This window comes from Aeromonas sp. FDAARGOS 1407 (assembly GCF_019048725.1).
Classification (GTDB): domain Bacteria; phylum Pseudomonadota; class Gammaproteobacteria; order Enterobacterales; family Aeromonadaceae; genus Aeromonas; species Aeromonas enteropelogenes.
The window spans coordinates 2,330,009-2,351,460 of sequence record NZ_CP077399.1; the positions used below are offsets into that span (position 1 = coordinate 2,330,009).

General features: G+C 57.7%; 17 protein-coding genes. 5 read left to right on the forward strand and 12 right to left on the reverse strand.

All coding sequences use genetic code 11. From position 1 onward, the window contains the following. Window positions 1-482: 482 nt before the first annotated feature. The 11 genes from I6L37_RS11215 to I6L37_RS11265 form a co-directional block, all read right to left on the reverse strand. On the reverse strand, window positions 483-1,106 hold the full coding sequence (locus I6L37_RS11215; protein ID WP_216994093.1) for a hypothetical protein: 624 nt from the start codon (window positions 1,104-1,106) through the stop codon (window positions 483-485). 57 nt (window positions 1,107-1,163) lie between these two features. Then, window positions 1,164-1,394 carry a hypothetical protein gene (locus tag I6L37_RS11220; RefSeq protein WP_216994094.1) on the reverse strand — a complete coding sequence of 77 codons (231 nt, stop codon included), beginning with the start codon at window positions 1,392-1,394 and terminating at the stop codon, window positions 1,164-1,166. Window positions 1,395-1,399: 5 nt separating this feature from the next. Continuing rightward, window positions 1,400-1,864 carry a hypothetical protein gene (locus I6L37_RS11225; protein ID WP_254203565.1) on the reverse strand — a complete coding sequence of 155 codons (465 nt, stop codon included), beginning with the start codon at window positions 1,862-1,864 and terminating at the stop codon, window positions 1,400-1,402. A 628-nt stretch (window positions 1,865-2,492) separates the two neighbouring features. Beyond that, complete coding sequence (locus tag I6L37_RS11230) at window positions 2,493-5,279, reverse strand: toprim domain-containing protein (RefSeq protein ID WP_254203566.1); 2,787 nt, start codon at window positions 5,277-5,279, stop codon at window positions 2,493-2,495. Beyond that, on the reverse strand, window positions 5,276-5,719 hold the full coding sequence (locus I6L37_RS11235) for a hypothetical protein (protein WP_017781110.1): 444 nt from the start codon (window positions 5,717-5,719) through the stop codon (window positions 5,276-5,278). Before I6L37_RS11235 ends, I6L37_RS11230 begins: the two co-directional genes overlap by 4 nt. 140 nt (window positions 5,720-5,859) lie before the next feature. Further along, window positions 5,860-6,111, reverse strand: coding sequence for an AlpA family transcriptional regulator (locus I6L37_RS22235; protein WP_080632833.1), 252 nt, complete (start codon window positions 6,109-6,111; stop codon window positions 5,860-5,862). A gap of 504 nt (window positions 6,112-6,615) precedes the next feature. Then, the gene (locus tag I6L37_RS22240; RefSeq protein ID WP_080632834.1) at window positions 6,616-6,804 is read right to left on the reverse strand and encodes an AlpA family transcriptional regulator; all 189 of its coding nucleotides are present in this window, start codon (window positions 6,802-6,804) and stop codon (window positions 6,616-6,618) included. A gap of 237 nt (window positions 6,805-7,041) precedes the next feature. After that, window positions 7,042-8,358, reverse strand: a complete 1,317-nt coding sequence (locus I6L37_RS11250) for a site-specific integrase (RefSeq protein WP_026140846.1) — start codon at window positions 8,356-8,358, stop codon at window positions 7,042-7,044. A 776-nt stretch (window positions 8,359-9,134) separates the two neighbouring features. Next, window positions 9,135-10,222 (reverse strand): IS3-like element ISAs22 family transposase gene (locus tag I6L37_RS11255; RefSeq protein ID WP_088821966.1). Its coding sequence is split into 2 segments (ribosomal slippage): window positions 9,135-9,970 and window positions 9,970-10,222, totalling 1,089 coding nucleotides; the frame shifts between segments, so codons are not numbered across the junction. 49 nt (window positions 10,223-10,271) lie between these two features. Then, the gene (locus tag I6L37_RS11260; RefSeq protein ID WP_216994096.1) at window positions 10,272-10,595 is read right to left on the reverse strand and encodes a hypothetical protein; all 324 of its coding nucleotides are present in this window, start codon (window positions 10,593-10,595) and stop codon (window positions 10,272-10,274) included. 201 nt (window positions 10,596-10,796) lie between these two features. Continuing rightward, entirely contained in the window at window positions 10,797-11,996 is a 1,200-nt protein-coding gene (locus I6L37_RS11265; RefSeq protein WP_254203567.1) for an ROK family transcriptional regulator, read from the reverse strand. A gap of 116 nt (window positions 11,997-12,112) precedes the next feature. Between I6L37_RS11265 and I6L37_RS11270 the strand changes: the two genes are divergently transcribed. From I6L37_RS11270 to I6L37_RS11280, 3 genes are all read left to right on the forward strand, one after another. Then, on the forward strand, window positions 12,113-15,391 hold the full coding sequence (locus I6L37_RS11270) for a DUF5107 domain-containing protein (RefSeq protein ID WP_216994097.1): 3,279 nt from the start codon (window positions 12,113-12,115) through the stop codon (window positions 15,389-15,391). Between the two features lie 73 nt (window positions 15,392-15,464). Beyond that, window positions 15,465-16,919, forward strand: a complete 1,455-nt coding sequence (locus I6L37_RS11275; protein ID WP_216994098.1) for a sugar porter family MFS transporter — start codon at window positions 15,465-15,467, stop codon at window positions 16,917-16,919. Next, a complete protein-coding gene (locus I6L37_RS11280; RefSeq protein ID WP_216994099.1) occupies window positions 16,916-17,788 on the forward strand; it encodes an aldose 1-epimerase in 873 nt (290 codons plus the stop codon). Before I6L37_RS11275 ends, I6L37_RS11280 begins: the two co-directional genes overlap by 4 nt. A gap of 14 nt (window positions 17,789-17,802) precedes the next feature. Here I6L37_RS11280 and I6L37_RS11285 read toward each other — a convergent pair whose 3' ends face one another. Beyond that, complete coding sequence (locus I6L37_RS11285) at window positions 17,803-18,615, reverse strand: DeoR family transcriptional regulator (RefSeq protein WP_042027597.1); 813 nt, start codon at window positions 18,613-18,615, stop codon at window positions 17,803-17,805. A gap of 273 nt (window positions 18,616-18,888) precedes the next feature. Between I6L37_RS11285 and kbaZ the strand changes: the two genes are divergently transcribed. Together kbaZ and I6L37_RS11295 are read left to right on the forward strand one after the other, a co-directional pair. Beyond that, complete coding sequence (kbaZ, locus tag I6L37_RS11290; RefSeq protein WP_216991865.1) at window positions 18,889-20,184, forward strand: tagatose-bisphosphate aldolase subunit KbaZ; 1,296 nt, start codon at window positions 18,889-18,891, stop codon at window positions 20,182-20,184. Between the two features lie 12 nt (window positions 20,185-20,196). After that, entirely contained in the window at window positions 20,197-21,408 is a 1,212-nt protein-coding gene (locus I6L37_RS11295) for an SIS domain-containing protein (protein WP_216991866.1), read from the forward strand. Window positions 21,409-21,452: the final 44 nt, after the last annotated feature.

Here is a 21,452-nt window from a genome sequence, read left to right on the forward strand (position 1 = left end):
TCACTTTGAATGTCTCAAAAACAAGTGTCTCACTTTGGGTGTGCTTTATCAATTAACTGAAAGGAAAAACTAGGCTTTACTCATTTTTGATGAACGGACAGTGCGTATCTCTTGGCATAGACCCATAAAAAACGCAGTGAGCCCTTTGAAGCGCCAACTAAGTTATGATGTCGGTGACCCAATTATCGAGGTGTAGGAGAGCTGGCTTGAGCTGAAATTTCAGGTGCACGAGCCTGTGTTACGCTTCCTCATCGAAAACACGGCTGGCAGAAGTAAAACGCGCTACCTTCTGGTCTCAGCCCTGCATTCTGCTTTCAACTGAGGATTTTGAATGCTGTAGCAGATTGATGAGTCCTTGTGGACCTTTGCCCGGCAGAGCGCCCGAGCATCTGGATCGCTGATTGTATAGCAGGATGACGCATCTTCAGCTGCAGCAGTCAAGACAAAGGAGGTACACAACATGATAGTTACAATGATTCTTTTCATCGGTCGACCTCATTAGCCATCGCCATGGTTTTACCCATTGCGTTTCTGCACACATCATCAAAGTTGCCAACGTTGAACTTACCATTGGACGCAATAGAAGATTTCAGCCTTTTTATGAAATCTAGCTCATTGTCAGACTTTGCCAAATTTTGGGCATCCCATACAGCAGAGCAGGAGCCTGCCAGCATTACATTGCCTATATTGGCTTTTAGTTGATTATTAGTAGGTGGAACAACGGCTTTCTGCCCATTAATTTTGAATGCTTTTTTTCCGAGGTCTGTAAGGTTTATTTCTTCTTCACTGACAGACAAAGACACCTCGTCAGCTCCATGAAATGTCCACATATCTACGGATATTTTGCCACTATCAGCCACTTCCCAGCAGCCACGTGAGTGAGGGAATACCCCTCCAGTATTACGGTCGTGAATGTCCGATACGGCTTCAAGTTTGTTGCGGCAGTAGGGGTGGGTTGATGGTATGTCCGTAAGCCGAACTTCGAACAAATCAGAGTTCGCCAGTTCTTTGGTGATCACTCCAAGCGTTTCTGCTTTCGATGCATGCGGCGCTATCATGATGGCCATTGCCATTGCCATTGCCATTATAATTGCTGATGGTCTCATTCCTAACCCTCCCTATTTTCTAGGATGGTAGCGTCCATGTGTGTCATTTGTCGTCCATTACTCTCGCCTGATGATTACCTCGACCAGTTCTTCACTCAGTGCAGGTGATTCGCACTCCAGTTGCAAGGAGTTGGTTTCATCGACCCATATAAGTTCAGATGGATCAATCTCCGCACCATCACCGATCATTTCTGCCAACTGCTCAAAGGCATCTGTATCGCCTGCAATGGTTGCCTTCATAAGTTTGCGCTCAGCCAAATGCTTGGCCTTCAGTTCTTTTTTATTCATTTCTGCTACTCCCTCTCGATAACGACTTGGATCTGCTGCGTTGGCCCCTCGCTGCCCTCTAGGCCCCAGCTTTTCCGCTCACCGGCCTGCTTCAGACCTATGGTGCGGCAAACGGACTCCGCCAACTTGGCCGCGTTGAGATCCCGCTTCCGAACTGCCTCAGCCACCAAGCCGTCAATGATGCTCCATTGCTTCCTGTGTTTTGCCAGGAGCGCGGCACGCTCATCCACAGCGACACCTTCGGTAGCTGCAGCCAGCGCTTCTGCCTTACGCTCTGGCGGTGCGTCCTGTGGCAGTTCAGCCACGGCATCCCGCACCTTGTCAGCGGCCTCATGAGCACGCAGGGAGAGCCCCTGTATCACCACCTTGCGCCAACCACCATCGGCAGCGCTCCAGCGCTTCACGGTGCGGCCGCTCACGCCGACCTCCTTGCCTACCTCTTCCACGGTCAGTGGTGTGCTTTCGTACATCAACCTTGCAGCCGCCCGGACATCGACCGGCTCCTTACTCTTCTTCCCCTTCATGGCGTGCACCAAACTTGTGATCTGATACTGCGATGATGTGGTCACGCCGCTGCGGTGTCACCCTGTCCTTCACGGGGACACCTGGTGACACGAGCAGGGACACTGACCCGCCAATTGGAGCGCATCAGGGCGTTATCTAGCAGCAAGCAGCGGGACAGCCCCAGAGAAAGGTCGACATCCAAAATGTGAGGGACGGCCTAAACCCTCACACAATTCCTCACACTCGAGAACTCTTTATACAAAAGGGAATATACGGATTCCGTGAGGAATGTGAGGAATGTGAGTATTTATAAGGATATATATAGGGGGTTTAGGTGCTTACCTCACTATGGTTTACCACCTAGAAAAGTTTTACTCTCTATATAGTTATGTGTTCTGAAAAACCCTCACGTTCCTCACATTCTGGATTTCCCCTTTTACTTAAAGGGAATTTCGCGTGAGGCTGTCCCTCACATACCCTCACACTCCTCACGCACCGCTCATTTTTTGAGCCGCTCACCACCTCACGGACCGTGAGGCACCCATAAAAAAACCCGGAGCAGAGCCCGGGCTTATCTGGCGGGAGTCTGTGACGTCATATCGGTGACTGGTTGTGGTCCACCTCAATCAGGGCGCTCAACGGGATCGCCACGCCATTGCGTGAGGCCTTCCCGATGCGGAACGGCTTACCCGACATTGTGTCAGCCCCCTCGATGCGGCGCACGCGGTCATGAAACCCGGTCGAGAACTTGGTGCCTTCCATCAATGCCAGCAGCTCACGGTTAGCAGTGTGGATCCGAACCATCCCCTCAGCAGGGATAACCTTCATGCCGAACATTTGGAGCTGGTGCACCGCGCTCTTGCACGTCATCACCTGGTCATCTCCCATCCCTGCGGCGTACTCGACAAGATCTCCGATGGTCATGCGCACGCCGCTGCCAACGTTCACGGGGGAAGCCACCAGCGTCGCAACGAGGCTAACCTCTTCCTCAACGTGCGTCGTCTTGCGCTCAGTCCAGTCGATCGAGGAAATGACGCGCTCCGCGTCTTCAAACGTAGGGGCCTCACTGTTTTGCAGGCACCAGGCGCCAGCCAGTAAGGCGCCAATCTGATCGCCGTTGCGCTGGCTCTCCAGAGTGACGGCAGCAGCACGGCTGAATACCTCGATCGCCCGATTGATGGTGTCGGCCATGTTGATGGCGCGGCGTAGCATGCGATCCCCGATCTGCATATCGGCCGCCAGCTCACGCAGTTGCCTGGACAGCACTTCCCACGGTGTGTCACTCACGCGGTCCGTTTTCGGGCGAAGGTGTAGCACTTCCACGCGCTCGATATCCTGGGCCTGCTCCAGTGACACCCCGATACTACTGAGACAAGCCATGGCGCGCAGAGCGAACGACTGATGGCTCCCACTGATGGTGCCACGATATGTCTTGGCAACAGTCTCGCTGCTGCTCTGGCGCAGCAGGCCGATCACTTGCTCGATCTTGGCCTTCGCCTTCTGCGTGTCCGCTTCTGTCTCATCGATCAGAAGCGGGCGTGCCTCGCTGCCAAGTGCTTGGCGGAGACCTGCCTCAGAGGAGTCACCGTTCGCGAAAAGCGGCGAGCCGTGCGGCATCAGCAGGCGCACAAATTTATCCATGATCGTGGTTTTGCCGCTTCCGGCCCCGCCGGTAACCCAGATATGCGGCCGCCATTTGAGCGCACCACAAACAGGGGCAAGGAACAGCCAGCCGCAAAGGAGATCAGCGCTCACGCTGCGCTCCCAGCGGAACAGGCGGGCTGTGTTCACGATTCTTGCGCCTTCTGCGTCAGAAATGGCGCTTTCCGAGATGTCACCCAGGGCTTTTGCGCGCTCATAGACGAAGCGGCTGGCAATTTTGTTCAGGGCGACCACCTCCCCATCCACCAGCAGGCGATCGCCAAGATGAACAACCATTCTACCCTGGTCGATCCACGCCCCACGCCCGCGGACGCACTCGGGATCGTAAATGCCGCGCTTCTGAGCCTGATTGAAAAGCCAGCTAAGAGCAGCCTTCCGGTTAATTCGTCCATTTTCACCGGGGAAGTGCATCTCCCACCAGTTCGGATGAGCGAGCTCAACCAGAGCGTTGTCGGTGAATTCGTTGGTTTTATAGTGGCGGACCTGACCACGCCCATGATGGTAGATGTAGGTGCGGTCGCGGTCATACCCTACAACGGTGAAGTTGCAGTCATCCATGTCATCATCGTCGACATTCGCGGCATCGCTCGCCTCAATCTCTGCCACTTGGTTGCCAACCATGGGCTGAGCCGACTCGGCATCGTCTTCCGCCATTACATCTAGCCGAGTCAGGGCCTCAGCGATGGCATTGGCCACCGCCTCGGCACCTTCGCGCTGGTGCAGGTCGTTGAAGTCGGTCGGCTCACCTGAGAGATCGGTGAAGTCTGGGATTGCCACCAGCCCGCCGACGGCCTTGGCCGCGTTCTTGGCATGGTACACCCCGGGGTTCTCAATCGGCTGAGTTGTCCAACGGTCGTTGTCGGCCGCCACGATGATGACCGCGTCTTTACCCACCTCGCTTAAGCCAGAGCGAAGGGATTGGGCCACCTCCGGCAGGTTGCCGGCGTCGAAGCAGACCAGGACGCAGTGGCCGGTGCATTCGTGGATTGAGGCGCCAGTGGCGTAGCCCTCGCACAGGACGAAAACCGGCTTGCCATTGTGCATCAGCGGCTTGCCGATGGTGTGGAACAGGCCGCGTTTAGCCCCGTCAACCAGGAAGTCCTTGCTGCGGTTCCCTACGGCCGCCAGCTTGGCTGGGAAGATCGCCTGCAGGGAGTGGATCTGGCGCTTGCGGTCGGTGATCGGCACCAGAAGGGCATCTTCCGAGATCAGGCGAGCCTCGCCGGTTTCGGTGTTCACCTTGAACCACCGGCTAACCTTCAAGCCGTGAGCCTTCACGCCCTTTGCCTTGAGGTACGGGTGATCTCCAGTAGCAGTCTCGGCGTTTTCCCAGATGGCGTTCGCAATCTTGGCGGCCTTCTCGTGGCGCGCCTTCTCGGCAGCGTCCTTCTCGGCCCGCTCCTTGGCTACGCGCTCGCGGTACGCTTGGCGCTGCTCCTCAGTCCATGGCGCCGTCTTGACGTTGGACTGCCACTGGAATTTATGATCGAACCCGTAGCGCTTGTTGCAGCCGAAAATTCCAGCTGGGCGGTCGTCTGCGTGCAGGCAATAGAAACCGTTGCGTGATCCTCTGGCATCACCAATCACATGGAAGCGATGCAGCTTTCCATCGGCGACGATCTCGTCGTCGGTCTCGATGCCCTGCTCGAGCATTGCGGACAGGAACTGGTCGATGGTATCCGCCAGGCTGAGGCTTGGCATTGTCATGGTCATACTCATGCCGGCACCTCGTCACCATAGCGGCGCTGGCAGAGCTCGACGGCTGCATCGATAACCTCGCCCAGGCTGGCGGCCACCGGTTCAGCATTGCGGCGAGCAGAGAAGTTGACGGTTTGTCCGTCAGCACTGAAATCCAGCACTGGGCAGCCCGAGCCACTGGTCGGGATTACACCGTCTTTGCCGACCAGGTACAGACGCCGCCAGCCTGGCATCCCACCCTGACGGATATCGTGTGCCAGACGCTTGATTCCAGCAACAGAACGGCCACCAGTTTGCCAGGACACAATGCTGGCATCCTCCCTAAACGGGATCCCGAACAGCTTCAGGGCGTCGATGATAAAGTCGTCGTTCACCGCGGAGCTGGTATCGCCAGCAGCCACCAAGAATTGGTCCAGTGCCAGACCGACGGCGGCCTTACGAAAATCGGTGAGTTTCTCCATAAAAATAGCGCCTCAAAAAATATTAATTTCTTGGCGCTTACCGTTGACCGGAACCGGTCGTATGAGTAATATTTCTACAGGTTTTGGAAATACTACTCGGCGGAAACGCCACCTAAGAACCCGCTGGCAGGCGGGTTTTTTTATTGCTCGTTAGCAGCCATACGGCGCTGCTCGAGCAGGCTCTTCACTTCATTTTCCAGCCAGGCGCTTTTGCCTGCACTTAGCCGAAATGGCTTTGGTAGTCGGCCAGCTCCTACCTCTCGGTACAAAGTTGCCCTTGAGCACTTCAGGAGCGCCAGCATGTCTCGAACTAGCAAGTACCTGCTCATCGACTCTTCCCTTATTGAATGCCTCTCGAGGCTCGCATCACAACGAGCCAACCTGAGACACATCAGCTGAAAAAAAATGCCGCGCTCAGTACGACGCCGGCCAGTGGTGTAGCGACAACGATCATGCGATCGGTGGAGCTCAGGGTGCGCAAATCAGTGATCAGTTTGTTCATGGTTTGCTCTCCGATGACCCCGGTTCCAACGGGGTTAAAGTGCGGCGGCAGCGTTGGAACAGGCCGGAGCACCCTGCGATTTCTCGCCACTGCCGCCGCGTTGAACATGTCTTCCGGGCGGTGCTCTCGGTCCGGAGTGATCCCATTCCATGAGTCGCAAGGTATCGTCCATGCCACGCCGTGTAAACTAATGATTTTATTGATATAATTTGATTAATCCTGAGTTTTTCCTTTATTTGGAATGGATTTCACGCACGCCTTGATCAATTCCGAGCAAGGCATATAAAAGAATATTCTTAGAAACAATAAAGAGAGTTTTATTCGGGAATAAGCGCGGCCATGGAACAAAAAAAAGCCGGCAACCACCATGCGGTCACCGGCTCTTTAGGCTCAGTCAGTTTCTGGCTGCAAGCCTGCCTTGAATCCAGTCGTCAATCTCATGTGCAGCCCAAGCAACGGAGCGTGGCCCCAAGTTAACTTGCTGGGGAAAATCTCCCGCTTTGACAAGCTGGTACACCCTTGCCCGGCTTACACCGGTTCGGCGGATCACCTCACTGATTTTAATGAGCTGTAGTGGCTGCATGTTCACCCCGATAGTCCTGTAACGTCTTAGGGTGGATTTTAAGGCCTTGATTTATAAGAACAATGCTTACTCAAAAATGAGAAAGCCCTAGAAATTGCCTTTAAGTAAAAGGCGATTTCAAGATTGAGTTACTACTTGGCAGAACAATGTAATTTTATTAATAAAAAAACGAATAAAAATTCTTAAACCTGCCAAATATTTAGGTGCTTAAACTGCCTTAATTCAGGTTTCAATCGTTCAGCGCCTCCCAAACTCCATGCGCACCACATTGCTAGGCTCCTGGTGCTCCACCGGTCTAACCAGATCAGCAACAAACGAACCCCACCGTAAAAACAGAGCTCTCAGCTTCTCGGCCTGCTGGCCGACTTGATATGTTCGAATGAGCCTATCTTTTGGCACATGGTTCAGCATCAACTCAATCAATCGCTCGGGGGCGTCCAAATATTCAACGCAACCGGTCGCAGCGCTCCGGCGAAGATCGTGCGGGCTGAACGGCTCAAGCTCACCCAGGTACTTGAGACGCACGCGCTCAAGTGCTCGGGTCACCGCATCGCCGGTAATCGGCTGTCCTGGTAAGCTGCTGGACTCGAACACAAACGGACCGTTTGATAGCACCCGCTGTTGCTCTAAGATCGCCATTGCCGGTGGGCACAGGGTCACAACGTGGGCACGTCCGTTTTTGGTCTCTGGGATTGTCCAGCGGTCGCCGTTAATGTGCGACCAGCACATCCCAACGGCCTCTGAACGGCGTACAGCTGTCAAGGTGATTAACCGCAAGCAGTTTGCTACCGCCTGCGATAAGACGACGTTAGCCGCGATCCCACGGCCACCAGCAGCTACAGAACCTCCACCAGCGGTTGCCTGCTCAAGTGCTGCCCACAGCTGGCGCAACTCATCTCGTGTTAACCAGCGTTCACGTGGTGGGGGCATAGATGCACCAAACATGGCGGGCTTGAGCAAGCGAGCGGGGTTGATTTCTATGTGACCTTGTAACACGGCGTGATCAAGGCACTGGTTCAGGACGATCAACCCCTTTCGTGCGCCCTCTGCGGTATCAACTCTGCGAAAGTGTTCATAGAGCACGGCGCGGGACAAGTCACATACCCGGGTTTTACCAATCGCCGGCTCAATATGACGGGCAAAGGTCCCCTCGTAATCTCGTAGGGTGCGCGGGCCTATAGGTTTTGACTTGGCTCGCATCGAAAGCCAGTCGCGATAGCATTCCACTAATGTCGGCATCTCGAGGTTGGCTGCCTTGGCTTGTTTCGCAACCTGTCGCGGATCTATGCCTTGCTTCACGAGCCCGATAGCTTCGGTATGAGCGACACGAGCCTCCGCCAGGCTCATTCTAGGGTAGCTCCCAAGCGTCTGCTTATGCGCTGATCCCGCGAGCCGATACCGATAAATCCAAGATTTGTTTTTTGAGCCGCTCCTGGCCTCTAGGCAAAGCCCACCACCAGCACGGTTATAGACGGCACGCACAACTCGGCTTTGCCCATCCTCCGGAGCCAGCGACTGACATTCCAGATCACTTTTGATTGCACCTTTGCTCATACAACCTCGCTGTTTTGCGTACACTCTCGCGTACACAAATGATATTGTATGTAGATAGATTTCGCTAGACAATCCAGAACAAGAAGCAAAAAAGATTAAATGAAAATCAATTGGTTACAAAATTGTCGTGGACTTCGCTAAACAACCATAGACGATAAATATTTGGATTCGTAATGCGAAGGTCGCGGGTTCGACTCCTGTTACCGGCACCAGATAAAATAGGGTTAGCACCATCACGGTGCTAACCCTTTATGCTTTTTGCGGATTGGCCCAACACTAGGCCTAAGAGCTTGCAACCTATTGCCTGTTCTAGAGTGCCCCTCGAAGTGAAGGGGTGGCTAGGATCGCGCTCCGTAACATAACCGTTTAGATGGCTAGATGTTGATGTTACGTTGAGGTGGATTAACTGCGAATCCCAATGCTCAGATACTCACAGTCCACACCACGAGCACCGTAAACGCTGGCGTCGTTCCAACCTGTGATGAAAAGATTCTTCACGTACGTGGAATTCAGTTTAGGGTATAGTTTGATGGCTGTATCAACAGCGGTTACATCCTGTAATCCTTTCACATGTTGTTGGTACGCTTCACAGCCCAATTTATATGGCCCTTTCGGATCAACAGCCTTTGCACGTTGCTCATGTTCAGATTGTTCTAGCCATTTGCGTTGGTTTGTCTTAATTGCATCATCTAGGTATGCTTTGACTGCGGCTTGATCGATTTGGCAGTTACTCCTATGGTAATCCCCCCATTTTTTGGAGCACTCAAAAGTAGAGGTCATGCGGCCTGTGCCAAGCGCTGTTTCGGCGTGTAGCCGCCCAGCGCCATATTGGGCCGCTCATGGTTATAAACCCACAGCCAGTTCGTGGCAAATTCCTGTAACTCATTCAGTGACTCAAACAGGTAATGGCCCAACCAGTCGTAACGCACAGTGCGGTTAAATCGCTCTATGTAGGCATTCTGCTGCGGGTTGCCTGGCTGGATATACCTCAGCGCAATCCTCTTCTGCTGCGCCCATTGCTTGAGCTCTTCGCTGATGTATTCCGGACCATTATCACAGCGGATTGCGGCTGGTTTGCCCCGCCACTCGATAACCTGCTCCAGCACCCGTTTGACTCGCGAGGCAGGCAAGGAAAAATCCACCTCGATGCACAGTGCTTCGCGATTGAAGTCATCGATCACATTAAACAACCGCACCGAACGACCATCGCTGAGCTGGTCATGCATAAAGTCCATCGACCAACAGTGATTCGGTTGGTCAGGGACTGCCAACGGCTCCGGCTTGGCCCGCACTAGCCGCTTCTTGGGTTTTATCCGCAGATTGAGCTCTAGCGCCCGATAGATCCGGTAGACCCGCTTGTGGTTCCAGCCAAAGCCTTTGACGTTACGCAGGTACAGGAAGCACAGTCCGAAACCCCAGTTGCGCTGGTTGGCGGTGAGGCGCAGCAGCCAGTCGGCAATTTCCTGGTTTTCATCAGCCAGCACGGGCTGATAACGGTAGCAACCCTCGCTCACCTTGAACACCTGGCAAGCCAGACGGATAGAAATGGCGTAATGAGCCACAGCCTTGGTCGCCATCTCCCTGCGGGCAGATGGCGTCACCACTTTTTTGCCATCGCCTCGGAGATGATCTCAGCCTTTAGGCGCTCCTCGGCATACATCTTCTTAAGGCGACGATTTTCCTCTTCCAGCTCTTTGAGGCGCGCCATGAGAGAGGCATCCATGCCACCGAATTTGGAGCGCCACTTGTAGAAGGTGGCGGAGCTGATGCCATGCTCACGGCAGAGCTCAGGGACGGGTGAACCAGACTCGGCCTGCTTGAGGATGGCGATGATCTGTGCATCGCTAAAGCGTGATGTTTTCATGTAGAACCTCCTGCGTTCAAGATACGAGAAAATTCTACTTATGAGCACCTCAGTTTTTCGGGGGGATTACCCTATTGATCTCGATTTTAACTGTCATATCCTCTCGATCAATTTTTGTATCTACCCGATAAGTGAATGGATTTTCTTTTATTGACACTTGCGGGCATTCAGCCATTTTTCCAACATGGCGTAGATTATCATTATTGATATAACTCGAGTCATCGCGTTGTACTCCATGATGGATGTAATAAGCAATCAGTATTGATGTTTGGGCCACACTAGTTTTTGGCCGACCACCAGCCGCTACCGCATAACTCATATTGGCAAGTGATACTGTAATTACAATGTACTTCAGGATTCCCAAATTACTCAAGTTAACCTCCGGTCAGAGTGTAATAATATGTCATTCAAATGCACTTAAAGAATAAATTAATCAATATCGGATTGTTTTTTATACCATGCCAATAACTGACTGGATATCATATTATGATTTTTATTAGTTATGAGGGGGCAAAATTTACCTCAATATATTGGCTGCCCCACTTATTCTGACTTCTAACGCTTGGTAATTTGTCTATCTATGCGTTTCTAAGGCTTGCTCCACATAGAGATAACCAATCCCCATCACCTGCTGGGGGCGGGTGAGTTCGCCGAAGCGGATGTGGGTGGCGTTGACCGCATCGCTGCAATCGAACGGATTGGCGCCAGTCTGGTGGATGATGGTCTGCAGCCATGGTTCGCCAAATTGGCAGCTGCGGCCATAGAGCCAGATGCGGTTGATGTTGAGGATATTGAGGAAGTTGTAGAGGCTCAGGCCGATGGCGCGGGCCCCTTCATCGACCAGGGTTCGGATCATGACATCCCCCTGATGGTAGAGGGCGAGCAAGCGGGCCGTGTCGAGCTCTCCGCCTTCCGGCGCCGGTTTATCGGCACTGGCCTGCTGCTTGAGAAACACCCGGGCCCGTTTCTTGATGGCAAAGAGGGAGGCGACTGTCTCCAGACAGCCGTAACGGCCACAGGCACAGGCGCTGCCATCCGGGTTGATGATGGTATGGCCTATCTGGCCGCTGCCAAACAGGGCACCCCGGTAGACCTGGCCGTTGATGATAAAGGCCGAACCTATGCCGTAGTCGACGTTGATGACGCAAAAATCGCCGACGTTTTCCGCTCCCTGCCACTTTTGGGACAGCGCCAGCATGATGCAGTCGTTATCCACCATCACCTCGCAGCCGAGGCGCTCTTCCAGTAGATACTTGAGTTCGACCGGTGCATGCCAGGGGGCCTGCGGCATGGTCTGGGAGACCCCGGTGGCCGGGTTGACCTGGCCATGTATCGCCAGCGCCAGGCGGATCGCCACTCCCTTGTGGCGGCGCTTGTGCTGGTAGTAGCAGGTTTCAATCAGGCTCAGTAACTCCTCCGGTGTTTGCGGCGAGATTTTCTGACCAGAGTACTCGCCGAGCGGGGTGATCAGATTGTCCACCAGTATGCTCTCCAGGCTGGTGGGACTGATGTTGAGGCAGAGGATCGCCCCCTGGCCGCTGGCGATGCGGTAGCTGCCGCCACTGATGCCGCGTGCGGAGAGATTCTGCTCGCTGTGGCTGATGGCGCCGTCGGCGACCAGTTCGTCGAGGATCTTGCTGACCGCCGGGATGGAGAGTTCGCAATGGCGGGCCAGGGTGGACTTGCTCGCCTCCTTGAGCTGGTAGAGCAGGGCCAGCAGCACCTGTTTGTTATGGTGGCGGACCTTCTGGTTGTTCAAGCCGGCGTGTCTCATTTCACTAAACCCCGCTTACTGTATTGCGTGATTTTTGAGCGAAAATCACTGAAAACCCTATTCTAAACTGGCCTCATCGAAAAGTTTACTAATTAATGTTGAGTGAGGCGAGATTGATGAGAGCGGATGTACGAGTCTGGGAAGAAACCGTCACCCTGCCGACCTACGAGGTTGGCCCCGAAGATCCCAACCCCATGTTCCTCGATAAGCGGGTCTATCAGGGCTCCTCGGGAGCCGTCTACCCCTATGGCGTGATAGATACCCTCACCGGGCAGAAGCAGATGAAGCCCTATCAGGCGATCTGGCTGGAGAACGACTTCATCAAGGTGATGCTGCTGCCCGAGCTGGGGGGTCGCATTCACCGCGCCTATGACAAAGTGATGCAGCGGGATTTTGTCTACTACAACGAGGTGATCAAACCCGCCCTGGTGGGGCTGGTGGGTCCCTGGATCTCCGGCGGGATCGAGTTCAACTGGCCACAGCACCACAGGCCCACCACCTTCATGCCGGTGGACTTCACCATCCAGGAGCGCGAGGGCGGAGCCAGGACCGTCTGGCTCGGCGAGGTGGAGGCGATGCGTGGCTTGCAGGTGATGGCCGGTTTTACCCTCTATCCGGACAGGGCGCTTATCGAGATCACCGGCAAGGTGTTCAACGGCAACGACACGCCGCGCCACTTCCTCTGGTGGTCCAACCCGGCAGTCAAAGGGGGGGATGATCACCAGAGCGTCTTCCCGCCGGATGTGACCGCCGTCTATGACCACGGCAAGCGCGATGTCAGCGCTTTCCCCATCGCCCGTGGCACCTACTACAAGGTGGACTACTCGAGCGGGGTCGATATCTCCCGCTATCGCAACATTCCGGTGCCCACCTCCTACATGGCGGACAAGTCCGACTACGACTTTGTCGGCGCCTACAGCCATGACGAACAGGGCGGGCTTTTGCATGTGGCGGATCACCACGTCTCCCCTGGCAAGAAGCAGTGGACCTGGGGCAACTGTGATTTCGGCCTTGCCTGGGATCGCAACCTGACCGATGACAATGGTCCCTATATCGAGCTGATGACCGGGGTCTATACCGACAACCAGCCCGACTTCACCTGGCTGGATGCCGGCGAAGAGAAGGTGTTCGTCCAGCACTTTCTGCCCTACAACACCCTGGGCACTGTGCAAAACGCCAACACCCGCGCCGCCCTCAAGCTGGAACGCACCGATGGCGGGTTCTTGTGCGGCGTCTATGCGGTGGCGCCGTTATCCAGTGCCCGTGTTGAGGTGAGCGACGAGCACGGCGTACTGTTCACGAAAGCCCTTGCACTGCAGCCGGGCCAGGCCTGGTTGGAAGAGAGCGCAGCGAGCAGTGAAGGGCGCCTGCGAGTGAGCCTGCTTGATGAGCACGATCAGATGATCCTGAGTTACCTCGAACACCAGCCGGCAGGCGAGGCGTTGCCGGATCCGGCAACGGCCCCTGCACCTGCCGCCAATCTCGACTCGGTCGACGAGCTCTATTTCATCGGTCAGCATCTGGAGCAGTACCTGCACGCCAGCCGCTCCCCCTTTGATTACTACCTGCGGGCGCTGGAGCTCGACAGCGGCGACTATCGCTGCAACCTGGCGCTGGCGACCCTCGAATACAATCGCGCCAATTATGAGCAGGCACTGGAGTATGCCAATCGGGCGCTGGCCCGGGCCCATCGCCTCAACAAGAACCCCCAGTGCGGCAAGGGGAGCCTGCTGCGCGCCCATATCGAGGAGCGCCTCGGCCGGCTCGATGCCGCTTTCGATGACTTCCACAAGGCGACCTGGAGCGGCAACTGCCGTGACAGCGGCTTCTTCGGGCTGGCCCGCATCGCCATGGTGCGCCGTGACCCCGCGCAGGCGCTGCAATTTGTCGAGAGGAGTCTCGCGGTCAACGGCACCCACTATGGCGCCATTGCCCTCAAGGGGTTGGCGCTGCTGGAGTGCGGCGAGCGGGAAGCGGCACTTGCCTATCTCGACGAGCAGCAGGCGCGCCACCCTCTTCATTACCAGCTGGCGTTCCTGCGCTGGCTGGGGAGCGAGCAGGCGGCGGATCTCGAGGCGCTGGCACGTCTTTGCAACGGGCGCGGGGTCAATCTCTGCTTCCTCACGAGTGCCTTGCTCGAGCTGGGGCGCCCCGAACTGGCTCGCCAACTGCTGCAGACCCTGTCGGTGGAAGAGAGCCTGCCGCTCTTGTTTCAGGCCAGCCTGCAACCACAAGGGGCGCAGCAGGAGGCGCTGTTGCGGCGGGCCGAGCAGGCCCTGGGTCGCCGGGTGCGCTTTCCCAACACCCTGGGCGAGGTGGCCATGCTCGAGCGGTTGCCACACAGCTGGTTTGCCCGCTATCTGCTGGGCTGCTTTCACTACAGCAAGCGCAACTACCAGCAGGCAGTCGCCCTGTGGCAATCGGTGTGCGAGCAGGCGCCCGAGTTTGCCGCAGCCTGGCGCAACCTTGGCATCCATCACTTCAACAAGGGCGGCGATCTGGCGGCAGCAGAACAGTGCCTGAGCCGTGCCTTTGCCCTCAAACCGGACGATGCCCGCCTGCTGTTCGAGCTCGATCAGCTGCACAAGCGCTGCGCCATGGCACCCGCCGAACGACTGGATCTGCTGGAGGCCCATCGCGAGGTCACCCTCAAGCGCGACGATCTGACCGCCGAGCTGCTCAGCCTCTACCACATCACTCATCGGCTGGAAGCCGCGGCCGAGATATTGCGGCTGCGCGAGTTCCACCCCTGGGAGGGGGGCGAGGGCAAGGTGACCGGCCAGTACCTCATCAACCAGCAGCGCCGGGCCCTGGCCCTGATGGCAGCAGGGCGTCACCAGGAGGCCATCCCGCTGCTGCAACAGGCGCTGCACTATCCCCTCAACCTGGGGGAGGGGCGTCTGGTGGGGCAAACCGACAACGATATCCACTACCTGCTGGCGCTCTGTCACCTCGCCTGTGACGACCAGAGTCTGGCAAGCCAGTGCCTGCAGCAGGCCTGCCTCGGTCAGGCCGGGTTGGGGGCGAGCCGTTACTACAACGATCAGCCGGTGGATTACCTCTTCTATCGGGGGATGGCGCTGGCGCAGCTGGGCCGGGGGCAGGAGGCAGAGCGCCTGTTTGAGGGCATGGTGACCTGGGCTGAAGAGGCCATGAAGGCCCCCGTGGAGGCGGATTTCTTTGCCGTGTCGCTACCCGACCTCATCGTGCTCGACGACGATCCGCAGCAGCAACACCGCCAGCACTGCCTGCTGGTGCGGGCGCTCGGCCAGCTGGGGCTGGGACGGCGGGAGGCCTGCGAGCAGACGCTTGGCGAGCTGCTTACCCTCAACCCGGCCCATGACAAGGGGCATCTGTTTACCCTGATCTGCCGTGAGCTTGTGCTCACCCCATAACAAAAACCGGCGCCCCGCCACTGTGAGGGGCGCCCCTGCACCCTACAATCGACAAAGATGATAAGGATGAGTCATGGAACGCACGAAAAATCAATCAGATACGAATGGGCTCAATATGAGCTACGTCTGGATGATCTGCCTGGTGGCTGCCTGTGGTGGCCTGCTGTTTGGTTATGACTGGGTGGTGATTGGCGGGGCCAAGCCCTTCTATGAAGCCTATTTTGCCATCACGGATCCGGCCCAGTCCGGCTGGGCCATGAGTTCGGCCCTGGTGGGCTGCGTGCTGGGAGCGGCCATCTCGGGTTGGACGGCCGATCGCTTCGGTCGCAAGAAGCCGCTGATCCTGGCGGCCATCCTGTTTACCATCTCGGCCTGGGGCACCGCCGCCGCCGGCAGCTTCGATCTGTTCGTGGTCTATCGCATCGTGGGCGGTATCGGAATTGGTTTGGCCTCGGCGCTCTCGCCCATGTACATCGCCGAGATAAGCCCGGCCGACAGGCGCGGCAAGTTCGTGGCCATCAACCAGCTCACCATCGTCATCGGCGTGCTAGCGGCCCAGCTGGTCAATCTGATGATCGCCGATCCGGTGGCGAGCAACGCAACCCAGGCCGATATCCTCGCCACCTGGAATGGCCAGTCCGGCTGGCGCTGGATGTTTGGCGCAGAGCTGGTGCCGGCCCTGGCCTTTCTGGTGCTGATGTTCTTCGTGCCCGAGTCACCCCGCTGGTTGGCCAAAGATGGCCAGTATGAGCAGGCGTCCCGTATGCTTGGCAAGATTGGCGGCGATGCCTATGCCAAACAGACCCTGGCCGAGATCCGCCAGACCCTGGTGGGAGAAGAGGCGCATCGGGTGTCGCTGGCGGAGCTGGGCAAGCCCTCGGTGCGCCCCATCCTCATCATCGGCATGGTACTGGCGGTGTTCCAGCAGTGGTGCGGCATCAACGTCATCTTCAACTACGCGCAGGAGATCTTTGCCTCCGCCGGGTTTGACATCAACAGCACCCTCAAATCCATCGTCGCCACCGGCCTTATCAACCTGCTGTTTACCCTGATTGCGCTGCCCATGGTGGACAAGATAGGGCGCCGCAAGCTGATGCTGATTGGCTCGGCCGGGCTGACCATTATCTACGGCATGATGGCGGCAGCCTATGCCAGCGGCGTGTTGGGCTTGCCGGTGTTGCTGCTGGTGCTGGCAGCCATCGCCATCTATGCCCTGACCCTGGCGCCTGTCACCTGGGTGCTGCTCTCGGAGATCTTCCCGAACCGGGTGCGTGGTCTGGCGATGTCGGCTGGCACCCTGGCGCTCTGGATTGCCTGCTTCGTGCTGACCTATACCTTCCCGCTGCTCAATGCCGGGCTGGGAGCCTCGGGCAGCTTCCTGCTCTATGGCCTCATCTGTTTCGCCGGGCTCATCTTCATCTTCCGCAAGGTGCCCGAGACCAAGGGGGTGACCCTGGAGGCACTGGAAGCCCAGCTGGCCCGGGGCAAGGTTGAGCTGACCTCTGGCAAGGCGAGCGCCTCGGCATGACGGTTTACACATTGAGCAACCCGCACCTTCGGATGCGGGTTTCAACACAAGGGGCCTGTTTGCTGGGGCTGGAGGATGAGCAAGGGCTCCCACTGCTGCGCGAGAGTGACCCCGATGCTCCTTGTGATCCCGGGCAATGGCATCCCGGGCAAAGCGCCCTGTTTCCCATGATGCCGCTGGCCAACCGGGTGGCTGGCAACCGTTTTGAGCTATGGGGGGAGGAGCATGGCTTGCCAGAAAGCCCCGTCGATCCCGACTTCTTCCTGCACGGCGATGGCTGGTTGCGACAGTGGCAACCGGTGGCATTGAGTGGCAGCGCCGTGACGCTGCAGCTCATCAGCGACAACGGCCCTTTTCACTACCAGGCAGAGCTCGACTATCGGCTGGAAGGGGCCAGCCTGGTAGCGCGCATCACGTTGACTCATCTGGGGGAGAGCCCCTGCCTCTATGGCGCCGGTTTCCACCCCTTCTTCTGGCGAGATGTCCTGACCCGGGTACGTTTTCTGGCGAGCGGTGTCTGGCTGGAGGGGGCGGATCATCTGCCGACAAGCTGGAGCGGCACGCTGGCTCCCCACCTCGATTTTCGCCGTTGGCGACGCCCGCAGGGGTGGCTAAACCACTGTTATGGCGGCTGGTGTGGCCGGGCCGAGCTGGCACATCCCGCTCGCAGGCAGCGGCTGACATTGACCAGCGACAGTGCCTTCCTGATGCTCTATCAGCCCGACGAGGCGAGCGAATTCGTCTGTCTGGAGCCCCAGAGCCATGCCGCCAATGCCCACCACATGGCGGGCCATCCCGGTTTGCGGTTGCTGGCACCAGGTGATCGGCTGGCGCTCGTCATGACGTTGACGGTGACCGACGGGGCTTGATGCTCCTGTGACCTCTAGGGGGCATCAGCCGGTACCAGCAGCACGTCGATCCCGGCATGGCGCAAGCCGTTGAGCAGTTCGGCGGGCAGGGCGTCATCGGTGATCAGGGTGTGGATGCGATGAGTGTCGATGATCCTGTGCAGGCTCAGGCGCCGGAACTTGCTGGAGTCGGTGACCACTATGATCCGTTCGGCCACCTGGCACATACAGCGGTTGAGGCGGGCCTCATCCTCGTGGTGGGTGCTGATGCCCCGTTCCAGATCGATACCATCCACCCCGAGAAACAGCAGGTCGAAGTGATAGTTCTGCAGGGACTGCTCGGCCTGGGCGCCATAAAACGAGAGCGATTTGCGGCGCAGATGCCCCCCCGTCATCAGTAATTCGACCCCTTCGGCCTCCAGCAGGGCATTGGCCACGTTCATGCCGTTGGTCATCACCAGAATGTCGTGATGGGCGCGCAGATGGCGTGCCACCTCGAGGGTAGTGGTACCCGAATCGAGCACGAGGCGACAGCCGGGGTGGACGAGCGTCGCGGCCAGCGCCCCAATGCGCTGCTTGACCGGTGTGTTGAGTACGCTCTTGTCGGCGATGGTGCGCTCGGGCACCGCCTGCGCCTGATTGGGCTCGCAGAGCAGGGCGCCGCCATAGGCGCGCACCGCCACTCCCTGGCGTTCCAGAAAGGCCAGATCGTTGCGAATGGTGACGGTAGACACCTGATAGTGATTGGCCAGATCGTTGACCTGTACGCTGCCATTGGCGCGCAGTTGCTGAATGATTTTTTCCCGCCGCTCGCTGGTACCGAGCACGCTCTTTTCGGTTGTCTGCATAAGCTCTTCTGCCGGAGTGTCGTGGTGAGCCCACCACTTTCGTTATTTTTCGTTTTTCATATTAATGCTCAGCGGCCATTGCAAAGCAAGCTCTCACTCATCGCACCGCGCCTGGTCGCGCTCCTTTCCCCTCTTTTAGTCTTTCAATACCTTTCCATTTGTGATCCTGCTCATGATTTGAACAAGCTTTCATTTCGTTAAATGCGTCTGAAGTCTATGGTTTGAAAAGGAATCGAAAGGCATCTTGGTGATTAAATAGTCAATGGTGGTGCAATGAAATCGGTGCAGGGGTTGATCGAAAGACACAAGCAGGGGGAGCCGGTCGGCATCTATGCCGTCTGCTCCGCCCACCCGCTGGTGCTGGAGGCGGCCATGCGCCTGGCCGCCACAGGGGATGAGTTGTTGCTGATAGAGGCGACCTCCAACCAGGTCGACCAATACGGCGGTTACACCGGCATGACGCCCGCCGATTTTCGTGACCATCTGTATCGGCTGGCCAAGGTGTGCGACTTCCCGGTGCACCGCCTCATGTTGGGGGGCGATCATCTGGGACCCAATCGCTGGCAAGGGGAGCCGGCCGACCAGGCCATGGCTCATGCCGATGAGTTGATCGCCAGCTATGTCGCCGCCGGTTTCAAGAAAATCCATCTCGATTGCAGCATGCCCTGCCAGGGAGATGCCGTGCCCCTGAGCGATGAGCTGGTCGCCGAGCGGGCCGCTCGTCTGGCACGGGTGGCCGAAGATACCTGCCAGGCCTGGTTCGGGCGCAGCGATCTGGTCTACGTGATCGGTACCGAAGTGCCGGTGCCGGGGGGCGCCCATGACGATCTGGTTGAGCTGGCCGTCACCACGCCACAGGCGGCTCGTCACACCCTGGAGGCGCACCGGCAGGCGTTTGCCCACGCAGGGCTGAATACGGTCTGGCCACGGGTCATTGGCCTGGTGGTGCAGCCCGGTGTCGAGTTCGATCACACCCGTGTCATCGATTATCGGCCCGAACAGGCGGCGCCCCTCAGCCGGATGATCGAAACCTATCCCGACATGGTGTTCGAGGCCCACTCCACCGATTACCAGACCCCGACGGCTTGTCGCCAGCTGGTGCGCGACCACTTTGTCATTCTCAAGGTCGGCCCGGCCCTGACCTTTGCCCTGCGCGAGGCGTTGTTTGCCCTTGTTGCCATTGAAGAGGAGCTGGTCCCCACCTATGCCTGCTCGGGCCTGCGTCAGGTGATGGAAGAGGCGATGCTGGATCACCCCGATTACTGGCGCCATCACTACCATGGCAGTGCCAGGGAGTGCCGTCTGGCTCGTGGTTACAGCTATTCGGATCGCATTCGCTACTACTGGCCGGACAGCCGGGTCGACGCCAGCTACGCCAGACTGCTCGCCAACCTGGCCGCCGAGCCCATCCCCTTGCCCCTGCTCAGCCAGCATATGCCCCTGCAGTATCGCAAGGTGCGCCAGGGCACGCTGTCGGCCAATCCCCACGACCTCATTCTCGATCAGGTGCAAGAGGTGTTGCGGCACTACGAGTTCGCCTGTCATCCCCGATTAGACCCAGTTGTATAAGGAGTTGCAGAGATGATCCTTGGTTATTCCGTTGAGACATTGCGTCTCGCCAATGGCCTGGCTACCGCCAGCGAGATCCACCAGCAGCCCGCCACCTGGCGGGAGACCCTCACCATGGTCGAGGCGTGTCGCCATCTGCTGGATCCTTTTCTCGCTCCTTTGCTCTGCCATGACCATCTGAGGGTGATCCTGACCGGTGCCGGTACCTCCGCCTTTGCCGGGCGCGCCCTGGCCCCTTATCTCGCGGCTCGCCTGAATAAGCGGGTCGAGGCGATAGCAACCACCGACATAGTCACCGATCCGGCTGAATATCTGGCGCAGGATTGTCCGACCCTGCTCATCTCCTTCGCCCGCTCAGGGGACAGTCCGGAGAGCGTGGCCGCAGTCGAGCTGGCCAGCCAGTTGCTCAGTGACTGCTATCACCTGGTGCTCACCTGCAATAGCGAGGGGGAGCTCTATCGACGCTGCCAGCAGGAGGCCAACTCCCTGGCGCTGTTGATGCCGCCCCAGACCCATGACCGCAGTTTTGCCATGACCAGCAGCTTGACCTGCATGATGTTGAGCTGTCTGGCCGTCTTCCTGCCGGCACAATTCAACCCGAGGGGCTGTGTCGAGCTGGTGTGCGCCAGCGAGGCTATCCTGGCCCAGGCGGCACAGCACCTCCCCGCCTGGAATGACCCCATGGCCGAGCGAGTCATCTATCTTGGCAGCGGCAGCCTGCAGGGGGTCGCCCAGGAGGCTGCCCTGAAGTTGCTGGAGCTGACCGGCGGCCTCTTGATCGGCATGCATGACTCGCCCACCGGATTTCGTCACGGTCCCAAGTCCGTGGTCAACGAGCAAACCCTGGTCGTGTTGTTTGTCTCCAACGACCCCTATACCCGTCAATACGATCTCGATCTGCTGCGCGAGCTGCGCGCCGATGGCAAGGCGGCCCGGGTCGTCGCCATCGCCGATCGGCACGACTCCCGCATCGAGGAAGGGGAGCACATCTACCTGCCTCGTACCCTGGCGCAGGACGATGCCCAGCTGGCCTTCTGTTACCTGCTCTATGCCCAGTTCTATGCCTTTCATACCGCCTTGTGCCTGGGCATCAGCCCGGACAATCCCTGCCCGACGGGGCAGGTCAACCGGGTGGTGCAAGGGGTCAACATCTATCCGTACAAACGCCTGGATGAGAGGGCGATGTTCGCAAGAGGCGAGGAGGGGGGCCTGTTATGCCTGTGAGCCTGTTTTGCACTCGAAATTGCAAACGTTTGCAACCGGTTCGG